This is a genomic window from Streptococcus caprae (assembly GCF_042649745.1).
GTDB lineage: Bacteria > Bacillota > Bacilli > Lactobacillales > Streptococcaceae > Streptococcus > Streptococcus caprae.
This window is the reverse complement of sequence record NZ_JBHRZV010000049.1, coordinates 247,509-258,202: the sequence shown is the minus strand read 5'-3', so window position 1 is coordinate 258,202 and position 10,694 is coordinate 247,509. Positions and strand designations below refer to the sequence as shown.

General features: G+C 42.4%; 9 protein-coding genes and 1 pseudogene. All 10 read right to left on the bottom strand.

The window, feature by feature from the left end; translation table 11 throughout:
• Window positions 1-37 precede the first annotated feature (37 nt).
• Window positions 38-3,049: pseudogene (gene essC / locus ACFORF_RS07510) on the bottom strand (type VII secretion protein EssC); the annotation flags it as partial.
• 74 nt (window positions 3,050-3,123) lie between these two features.
• The gene (locus ACFORF_RS07505; protein WP_380426922.1) at window positions 3,124-4,002 is read right to left on the bottom strand and encodes a DUF4299 family protein; all 879 of its coding nucleotides are present in this window, start codon (window positions 4,000-4,002) and stop codon (window positions 3,124-3,126) included.
• Complete coding sequence (locus ACFORF_RS07500; RefSeq protein ID WP_380426920.1) at window positions 4,003-4,440, bottom strand: hypothetical protein; 438 nt, start codon at window positions 4,438-4,440, stop codon at window positions 4,003-4,005. It lies immediately after the preceding gene.
• Window positions 4,437-6,449, bottom strand: a complete 2,013-nt coding sequence (locus tag ACFORF_RS07495; protein ID WP_380426918.1) for a hypothetical protein — start codon at window positions 6,447-6,449, stop codon at window positions 4,437-4,439. The genes ACFORF_RS07500 and ACFORF_RS07495 overlap by 4 nt, the downstream gene beginning before the upstream one ends.
• Window positions 6,450-6,460: 11 nt before the next feature.
• The gene (locus tag ACFORF_RS07490; RefSeq protein ID WP_380426916.1) at window positions 6,461-6,883 is read right to left on the bottom strand and encodes a hypothetical protein; all 423 of its coding nucleotides are present in this window, start codon (window positions 6,881-6,883) and stop codon (window positions 6,461-6,463) included.
• Between the two features lies 1 nt (window position 6,884).
• Window positions 6,885-7,541: a DUF5081 family protein gene (locus ACFORF_RS07485; protein ID WP_380426914.1), complete on the bottom strand. Its 657-nt coding sequence runs from the start codon at window positions 7,539-7,541 to the stop codon at window positions 6,885-6,887.
• The gene (locus ACFORF_RS07480) at window positions 7,538-7,870 is read right to left on the bottom strand and encodes a hypothetical protein (protein ID WP_380426912.1); all 333 of its coding nucleotides are present in this window, start codon (window positions 7,868-7,870) and stop codon (window positions 7,538-7,540) included. Before ACFORF_RS07480 ends, ACFORF_RS07485 begins: the two co-directional genes overlap by 4 nt.
• Window positions 7,871-7,883: 13 nt before the next feature.
• Complete coding sequence (locus ACFORF_RS07475; RefSeq protein WP_380426910.1) at window positions 7,884-8,279, bottom strand: hypothetical protein; 396 nt, start codon at window positions 8,277-8,279, stop codon at window positions 7,884-7,886.
• A 15-nt stretch (window positions 8,280-8,294) separates the two neighbouring features.
• The gene (locus tag ACFORF_RS07470) at window positions 8,295-8,747 is read right to left on the bottom strand and encodes a hypothetical protein (protein WP_380426909.1); all 453 of its coding nucleotides are present in this window, start codon (window positions 8,745-8,747) and stop codon (window positions 8,295-8,297) included.
• A 5-nt stretch (window positions 8,748-8,752) separates the two neighbouring features.
• The coding region (locus ACFORF_RS07465; protein ID WP_380426907.1) for an FtsK/SpoIIIE domain-containing protein at window positions 8,753-10,694 on the bottom strand (1,942 nt) is incomplete at its 5' end.

Here is a 10,694-nt window from a genome sequence, read left to right as displayed (position 1 = left end):
CCTAATAGACTTATTAATAATTTTTTTAACATCTTCTTCATTCAATCACCTGCTTACTGATTTTAAGTTTTTGAAGAACTCCCTCGTCATAGTAATAGATTTCATCTGATTTTAAATGTTCTTCTCGACTATTCATCCCATGTTGAACGAGCCCTTGATCATAGAGACGTTGCGTCACAATAGCTGTACTAATATTTTCACGTATCTGCTTAATTAACAAATCTGTCTTTAACAGTTCAGTTTTTTGAGAACACATCACCAGATGGAGTCCATGTTTAGGTCCTTCTTGATACAACTTCATAAACTGATTAAAAGATATCTTACTCTGCTCAATAAAAGTTAATAAATCAGTAATCAGAATGAAGTGGTCTGTAAGTATTCCAGTTTTCTTTCGTTTTTCTAATTCAAATAATAATTGATGTTCTACATTTTCGAGTTGTGTCACCTCTATATAATTAGAAACAAACGTTTGATAACCGATAAAATCACCAGTCATATCAATTAAAGTAAGTTCTTTTTTGGTAAATAAAGAGAAAGAGAACTCCAATAAATGTTTCAATACACGATAGGTTGCAAGGCGTTGCTCTCCGAAGATCAAGATATGCTTCAAGCGATCTAATCGAATGCCAACACTCTCTACATCTTGGAAGTCTAGACCAAGAGGAAGTTGTCCTTGTTGGACTGCTTCTTGAACGCTGGCCTTATGACTAAACTCCTCAAAGGTAAGCTCTTCAGGGATTATCGGAATCGCTTTTGGTCGCTCACCGGTCCAGGCTTGACTCATGGCCTCAACCTCTGCTTAAAGGGCTTCGATTAAGTCAAGGTCAGATGCCGTTTTAGCGGCCAAGGCCACTTGGAAACTCTCTGGTTCATCCACTGAAATCAAACCACGTCCTGGGATGTCCTCAATGGTTAAGCTAGTCCGTCCAACGATGGATTTCACTTCACTATCATCCATCAGCTTTAAAGAAATCCGTGTCTTGATGCTAGCTAGGAGTTGCGGACGAATAATCCCAAAACGTCCAGCCGTAAGCATGAGTTGAATTCCGACAGACAAGCCATCTCGAGAGATGTTTTGCAGGAAGGCATCCAGTTCATTCATGAGTTTGGCTTCGCGAACTGCCTCATAACCATCCAGCACTAAGAAGAGTCGTGGCAAGGTCTCCCCTGTCATCCGTTCATACAGAGTGATATTAGAGACGGCATGTGAACTGAGGAGTTGTTTACGCCGTTTGACTTCCTCTTGGATACGTGTCATAAACTTGACGAGCTTTTCATCCTCATCAGACATAAAGCTATCAGCCACATGTGGCAAACGACGCAGAGGCAAGAGCCCATTGGTCCCAAAGTCCATGAGATAGACATGAAGTTCTTCTGGAGTCTTTTGACGGGCCAGGTCCATGATAATGGTTTGAAGGAAAGTGGATTTCCCCATTCCTGGACCTGAGAAGAGGACGATGTTGCCATCCTTCTCAAAGTCGTGTTCCAGCTCACGCTGGGTTTGTTGGCTCGGGATATCGACAATCCCGACCTTGGCCACGTAGCCTGTTGACTTGCCCCAGAGCTCTGTGAAGGGTTCAGGTCGCAAATCCTGCACATAGATCCTCTCCTCCAGCGGTGGCAACCAAGGCTGTGGCAGGGCCTTGATGTTCAGGCGTTCGGTCAGGGCTTTGAGGTTCTCAACGATGGCATCCAGCTCACTCGGCACCTGGCGGATGTCCTCGACTTGTTCCAGACCCGATAGGTCTTCGTTGAGGATCTCGTATTGGCCTAGGTCATTGATGGCATAGATGGTCTGGTCCTCGATGCCCTGCTGGTCCTTCTCAGGCTGGTAATCTGCCCCTGACCAAGCTGACTGGAAGAGTTCATAAACTTCGTTGTTGCCGACTTGGAGGTAGGCCCGTCCAACCTGGGTGATGTCTGCCGCATCAGGCGTCTTAAGCATTTCCTGAGAGTCCTGACGGTCAGCCACCTTGAGAGCCAGCTTGAACCGGGAGTTAGACCAGATCTGGTCATTGACCACCCCAGCGGGTTTTTGGGTCGCCAGAATCAGGTGAATCCCCAGGGACCGTCCGATACGGGCGGTCGACACCAACTCGGTCATAAAGTCGGGTTGGTTGGCCTTGAGCTCCGCAAATTCATCCGAAATCAAGAAGAGATGGGGCATGGGCTCAGGCACTTCGCCCAGCTTGTACTTCTTCTGGTACTGGTTGATGTGGTTGACCTCATACTGGGAGAAGAGGCGCTGACGGCGCTTGAGCTCCGCATTAATGGAAACCAGGGCCCGCATGGATTGGGCACCATCCAAGTTGGTGATGGTCCCAAGCAAGTGAGGCAGGTCCTTAAAGAGGTTGGCCATCCCACCACCCTTGTAGTCGATGAGGAGAAAGGCCACATCGTGGGGGTGGAAGTTAACCGCGAGAGACAGGATATAGGACTGGATAATCTCAGACTTACCAGACCCCGTCGTCCCCGCCACCAGACCGTGAGGCCCGTGGGCCTTCTCATGAAGGTTGAGGGAGACGATGTCCCCTTGTCCCCGCAGACCCAGAGGCACCGCCAAGGACTTGTAAGGGGCGTTCTTCTCCCAACGCTGGGGCACGTGGAGGTCTTCAAAGTCCTCTGCCTCGTAGAGTTCCATAAAGGTTACTACATCAGGGATGGAGGACTTGAGATTCTCCAAGTGATTGAGGGGCGCGAGGCGCCGTGGCAGGCCTTCCTTGTCATAGTCAGCTGGGAAGTGGTCCAGGCTAAAGTCCTGCTCAACCAGGTTCCCCTCTTCGATGACCAATTGACCGGTATTGCGGTCCTTGATGGTCACGATGGTCTTGACAATCTCAGACAGGCTAGAGAGGACATCCTCGACGAAGATCAGGGAACACCCAAGCTCGGTTGGATCCTCCGTGAAGAACTCCATGATGACATGGTCCATGATCAACTTCTCATCCGTCACCAGCACCACATAGTGGGGACGAAAGAGCGACGACTCCCGCACTTCCTTGCTTTCTATCTGAGCCTTGCGGAGTTTGAGGATTTGGTTAAGGGAGTTGTTTTTTCAGGGAAATAGCAGAGCTTCTAACTTTATAAGAAAAGCCTCACAAGGAGGCTAATTTATATATAATCTCATCTAAAGGGAGATAGTACCTGTTCTAGTTTAGAATTGAATGGTTCCACAACAACGTATTTAGCATCTAACATGAAAATACCTTCTGAGAGCGATTCTAAGAATTGATTGTAAGGAACTTCTGCTAGTTTATTTCCCGCTGAATTTATGATAAAGAGTCTAGCTTCCAGATTCTTTTTGTCCCCAAACTGCCGTAAATTTTCTAATGTCAACTCAGATTTAGCTGGAAGAACCGTTAGAACTTCACTATTAAGATAGTTGACAGGAAAAACATATTCCTCTTCTTCACTTTTTATAGTGAAGATTTGTTGCTCAGAGTAATAGGCATTGATTTGCTGCGTCAGCTTGAAACGTTGGTCATAACCAACTAACAACTGGTCATCAGGTACATGGACAATCTGTCCGAAATACAGCTGATTGATATAAATTGGACGATGAACCCCATCCAGCTGAATTTGCGGGTTCTCTTGGAGTGTCTTGGCAATGGTGGAAATTCCATTGAGCACCATAGAATTGAAATTGAAAGAATCAATCGTATCTACAGTGTAGCTCATTCCACGCAGTTGGCAGGAGTCAGCTTCCAAAATCGCCAGCAACATCTTGAGAAAAAAGATAGCCCCAGTCCAGTCAGATGGCGTTGCAAAAGGTGAGATAGAAAGTTGATAGGTTTTCCCATCAAAGGACAGACGAAAACCAAAACTAGACTGACCTTTAACCCCAAAGAGAACGGAACCAAAGTCAGAAATCAGTGAATCCGCAGATGGTTGACTGCTCGTATCCTTAGCTGCTACAGAAGCACACTCGAAAAGTTCACTTTGCAGTAGATTACCAATCGTCAATGCACGCTGACTAGTAATAGTAAAAACAATTGGTTTCATTTATTTCCCCTCTATTGGTAGAATTTTTCGGCGACGGATGATGGCGACTTCAGAAGCTGGGATTTTGCCTGAAACGTATTCAGTTCCATATTTATCGTAGATAACATAAGCACCATCGGTCCAATTATGTTTCTTCAACAGCTCAATATGATCTGTGCTAATCTGAATAAATGAATCTGGCTCAGTGAAGTGCTTATCCCCATAATTATGAATATCGTATTCTCGCCCATCGATGAGTGCCATATCATAAACTTGGTACTTTTGCTCAATTTCTTCATTAGGAACAAATTTTCTATATAACATTTCCAGAGTTGTTTTATATGGCTCGTATCCTTCGTTCAATTTTGATTCATCACTTGATAAAAGATAGCACCCAGTGGTGGTTGAGTCAAATGAAGTATATACCTTACCATTATAAACAATATAACTTTGATTCATTCTGTTACTCCTTCTACATACATCATTACTCCCTGCCTATTTACCTCACCAACTAATACTTTATCATTCCCAACATGTAGGAATAATTGGGAACCTCGTTTTAACTGTGCTTCGCCATTTACTCGATACTCTGGAACAAGGTACTCTCCAGAATCAGACTTAATGAAACCGTGCCCAGATGCTGGGTCATCTAGTGTAAATGGTTTCCCAGTATTAGGATTGATAATGACATTACCAGCACCGTCGAGAGCTTCTCCGTTTTGGTTAGCATATGGGATATACATATAGTCTGGATTTTCGGTGGTATAGACAAGACGTAAGTAGGCATCTGTTTTTAAAACCAGGTTTCCATCTACGTCTCGGACAGCTACTCGGTTACCATTTGCATCAATAGTGGTTTCGACAAAAGGTGATCCCTCATAATCTAAACGCAATCCTTCGATAGCCTCTATAATATTATTGATATTTTTGACCTCCTCACGTTTTGAAACAAAGCCTTTAACAGTTGCTTTTGGACTATTAAACATTTCCGCAGCACTATCGACTAATTCACCTGTTTCCCAATGCTCAGATGTCACAGGCATAATCTTCTGCATCACGGTATCTGCGGTCGGATTTGGGATGGCTTCACGGATATACTTCATTTTAATATAATCCATTGCATTCATTTCAGTAACTCGTGTATTACGTAGTTCATCAAATCGGGCCCATGTCATGCCAAGTTCTTGTAGTTTTTCATCAATAATTTCAACTGTTGTTCGAGTATCTTTTTTTACCTTAGGAATATCTACACCATCAAGGGCCACTTTCCCTGTGTTCGTCGAAGCATCAACCTTAACCTCAAAGTTCTTGGCAACCTTACCAAGGCCAATGTCCAAGCTCTTACCGACTCCGTAGTTCAAAATCGCACTCGCACCATCGCCGTTATAAAGCCCATAACCCAGCTGACCAAGTTCAGAAACCTCATCAACTGCGTTCCCAACCTTACCAGTGATGTTGATTACCTTGGCTGTCCCCTCACTAACCTTGAGCGCACCACTCCCTACACTCGTACTGCCCAAAGTCACTAGAGTCGTCAAAGCCTCAACACCTGCGATCACTCGCTCAGTCGTAGTTAACTGCGTACCAGAAATCATCGTATTCCCTGTCACCGCAGAATAGGTCGAACTCCCAATCACATAACTCCCACTCGCTACGGCCAAGGGAATCGTTGCGCCTCCCGTAACCGGGATTAAAACGGTGGAGATGGCAAAGGTTAGACCTGCTAAAATATCCGCACCAGTCTCGAGAATCCCTAACTCATTCTTGTGTACTTCTTGATAAGTACTAGCCTTGATGCGACTGTATTCATTATCCGAAGTAATGCGTGGATAGAAGGTCTCTAACAGTTCCTCATCACTCATCTTAGATAACTCATCAATCTTAGCCTGACTTAGGTCATCCGCTGATTTGATAGACTGCTTGGCACTCTCGAGACGGCGCTTATAGGTATCCTTTACAGCCTGAATAGGACTTCCACTAGTAGCCAATACCTCATCAAGGGTGTAGGTATCCTTAGTCGTGATAGTTTGGGTTGAATAAGAATTTGAACTAGCATAAAGATTATAGTTGCTGGAACTGTCATAGGTAGTATAGGTTGAGGTTCGGTCATATTTACTAACCGTTTTATAGGGATTCTTTTTACTATTGACTTGGTTCAAACTCTCAAAGGCTAAATCTAAACCCTTTACCAGTTTACTGTCAATATTTTGAAGGACCTCCTTGTGAATCCGGTCTGCACTCGCTAACATGGTCTCCACACGAGTGACTGCCTCTGTGAAGGCCGTGCTGGTCTTATTAGCACCTAGCACTGCATCACCCTTGGCTGCATACAGATGTGACAGGCCTTCTGAGAGGACTGTCGCACCGGTATCATCAATGTCTGTTAACATCGTCGTCACAAGACTAGACTGAGCATCTAGGGAGGATTTTGTTTGAAAGTCCGACTCGTTGCTATAATATGTTGTCATAAATCCTCCTATTAAGGTTTCTCAGAAAGCCCATAGGCCTCTTGAATCGCCTTCAAGGCTTCCTCTGGATGATCCCTGATATACTGTTTTTCTTCTGAACTAGCGGACGGATTGTTAAGATAATAATTGTTGGCGATACGGACACCTAGTACCTTATCCACATCTATCATGGTTTTGTAGGTTGTTTCAACATGGGTGTACATAACCTCGGCCAACGTAACCAAATCTTGAGCTTTTAGAATAAAACGAGCAAAACCATCATTCCCATCACCTAGATAAATATCATGGAAGGATCCTTGACTAGACAAGGTCTTGTAGGCTTCAATCGCCGCAGAGATACTTGTTACGGCATTTGTGGTCTCCTCAACTAGAGTCATAGCATGAGACATAATTTGTTCTTGATCAGATAAGGAGATTGCAATTTCTTCTGCCATACTATATCCTCACTTTCCCTTTTTCAATGAGCCTCGGAAACAGGTCCTCATGATCAATAGAGCGTTGTTGCTCTGCTATCATATCATACTCATAATAACTGTTTTGATTAAGATAATATAAGGTATCATCAAGCAACTGACCTTGAACTAAGGTCGTTATTCGGAGACCGTCACTGTCACCACTCTTGACCATCAGCCTCAAGTGTGAATAGGGTTTCCAGTCATAATAGGTATAATCCTTCATCTTATCTTCGATATGATGGAGCATTTTATGACCTTCTAGCAAGTAGGCCCATAATAAAGCACTACTCACGCGATCGACAAAATATGACTTTTCTTCAATTTGCTTGATAACGACGGACATCCGTTTATAATCATCCACTTGTGGTGCAATAAAGTAAGCGTTATCTACAGCATAATGATATCCATTTTCTGCATACTCTTTGAGATAATAGCCTAGTTTTGCACCTTCCTCAGTAATCTCATTATCCTCAAGTAGGCCCGCCTTTTGTAAATCATAATAACCCTGATCTACTGTTTTTTTAAGGAGTTCCTTAAGTTCAAGGCTTTCAGGATTAGGCAAAGATAAAAATACTAAAGGGTCTGAAAATCCATTTAAAAGATGCAAAAGGTAAATAGCTTCTAGGGTTAGTATCATGCGTTATCAATCTCCTTCAAAACAGTTGCGCTTGGGATATCTTCAAGTAAGGTTTCTAAACCTGTCGCAGTCTCCTTCAATTTTTTTACGCTTGAGAGATAGTCCTCTTGATATAGCGTTAAAAAATGTTTCAAATCCCCATATGTTGCCTTACTTTTTCCCTTCCAAGTAGACTCATATGCAACCATCCCAGTCAAACCAGCTTTTACATTTTCTAAACTGGTAATGGTGGCTTTTAAATTTGAAATGACTGTAGATAAATCAGCATCGTTATAGTCAACGGTTGAACTCGTGTACTGACTATCAATGGTATTAATATTTTTGTCCATAGTTCCTCCCTAATTACCAAATCCATTCCCATAATGGTTTGCCATCATTGTAGGCAGACTTTTTCTGAGAAATCGATGTGTTTAACTGACTTATTTTTGTGTCAAGAGTATTGTATAAGTCTACAAAAGAAGCGTTAGCATCTGTACAATAGTCATAGTATTCTTGTAAAGTATCCTTATCTTCTTGCAATTTTGAACGAAAATTAGCCAGATAAGCATAGCCCACATTGCCATCAATTAACTCTATCAAATTTTTGCAGTGATCAATATAACTTTTTAAATTAGATAAATTACGCTTATAACTTAGACTATTTGAAGATATAGCATTTTTAACTCTCTGGTACTTTGCACGTTTATCTTTTAATGAATTTATACTAGATAATAAGGCAGCGTCTGTTGCATCCGACATTATAGTTTCCTCCTACTACTCTTTTTTTAAGCTTGGCAATTCACTAATGGTAGTCGTTGTGTCATTGGGAATATGGTAGATACTTGTCTTTGCTGGTTCATGAACAGCAGACAAGGCTTGGGTAAAGAGGAAGGCTAATACTAACCCAAATCCTAGAAAAATCAATAACGTTTTTGTTATAAAATTTTGCGATAAGGAAACTTTTTTAGAAGATTCCTGTTTCCATTCTGGGCATTGCTTTTCAACTTGATGAACCAAGGTAATCGGTGGCAATAAGACCAACACTGTAATAGCAACAATGGTTATATTACCAACCGATAAAAAGGTAAAGTATCTAGCCATTTTAAACGCTAAAACAAACGCTGCAATCGCATATATAATAAAGAATATAATAGACGATATGATAGCAACCTTACGCTCATTTCGAGCCTGTAAGTATCCTTCTAAATTAATTTTTTTCTCTTCCATAATGATTAGTCCTCTTCTCTAGAAATTTTTAATTTTGTCTGAGCATCTCTCTGGTGCCAATAAATCTCATCATTTAATAACTCTGGTTCAGGACCCGTTGAACTCCGTGTAAAGAAAGATTGACCAGTCAACTTAGTAGCAAGAACACCGATATCAACTTTAGTTTTTAAATAACGTAAAATTGGACTCATCAACTGTGTAGAAGCTTTTGAGACAAAGTAGATTAAATGCAGTCCAACCTTTTGGCCTTCTTCATAAATCATGATGAAATCATTATCAGAAATACCTGTCTTAGATAAGAAAACAGACAAATCAGTGATCACAATCACTTGATTCAACTCTCTCTTATCTCGACGTGCAGATAAGACCATTTCTTTCAGCTCTTCAATATAGTCTTTGTATTCAGATTCACTATGATAGTAATCACCGACAAGGCCACTATATTGAGCAAATTCATCTTCTAAATCTAGTAGTACCATACTTGATTCTGAATAAGTTGCAATCATCATTCTGAGAAGATGACCAAAGACAACCAGCCTTGGAATCTCTTTTTCCGTCATAACAAATAAATGTTTAAACCGCTCCATAGAAAGAGAAATGAGTTGAACATTTTCAAATTCTATTCCAATAGGAATTTCACGTTTATTAAGAGCTTTCTTCGTATCGGATCTCTCCAAAAATACTTCGGGTAAAATCTGTTCTGGTACTACCGGAATTCCTTCTGGAGTATTCCCAGTCCAATTCTCAGACATAAATCGAGCTTCAGATTGTATACTTTCAATGATATCCACCATTTCTTCACCTCTACTCGGTAAAGATACTTGGAAGATTTCAGGTTCATCTATCATGGCTAAACCACGACCTGTAATTTCCTCTAAAACATGAGATGAACGTCCTACGATAGTACGGGCTTCTGACTCATCTGTAAGTTTCAAGGCAAATCTTCGTTTAAAATTAGTGTAAAGGTTTGCTCTCATTGCACCTTGGCGACCAGCTGTAATACAAATGAATAGACCTAGACTTGCACCTTCACGAGAGAGTAATAAGAAAAGATTATCAACAATTGTTTCAATTGGTGTCCCTTTCAAGGCATCATAATTATCAACCATTAACACAATGCGAGGTAAATTTTGCCCCGATAGACGCTCATACATTGATAGACTAGCAACAGAGTATTTTCCGAATAGCTTTTTACGTTCTCTGACTTCATCTATTAAACGTTTGGCTAATTTAGTTATTTTTTCTACATCTTCAAGCATGACATAATCTGCAATATGAGGAAGCTCTCTTAAGCCAAGTAATCCGTTTGTTCCAAAATCAATAAGGTAGAAATGAAGTTCTTCTGGTGTCTTTTGGCGAGCTAAATCCATTACAAGCGTCTGTAAGAAAGTTGATTTACCCATACCAGGACTTGAGAAGAGAGCGATATGTCCATCCTTTTCGAAGTCGTGTTCCAGCTCACGCTGGGTTTGTTGGCTCGGGATATCGACAATCCCGACCTTGGCCACGTAGCCTTTTGACTTGCCCCAGAGCTCTGTGAAGGGTTCAGGTCGCAAATCCTGCACATAGATCCTCTCCTCCAGCGGTGGCAACCAGGGCTGTGGCAGGGCCTTGATGTTCAGACGTTCGGTCAGGGCTTTGAGGTTCTCGACGATGGCATCCAGCTCACTCGGCACCTGGCGGATGTCCTCGACTTGTTCCAGACCCGATAGGTCTTCGTTGAGGATCTCGTATTGGCCTAGGTCATTGATGGCGTAGATGGTCTGGTCCTCGATGCCCTGCTGGTCCTTCTCAGGCTGGTAATCCGCCCCCGACCAAGCTGACTGGAAGAGTTCATAGACTTCGTTGTTGCCGACTTGGAGGTAGGCCCGTCCAGCCTGGGTGATGTCTGCCGCATCAGGCGTCTTAAGCATTTCCTGAGAGTCCTGACGGTCAGCCACCTTGAGG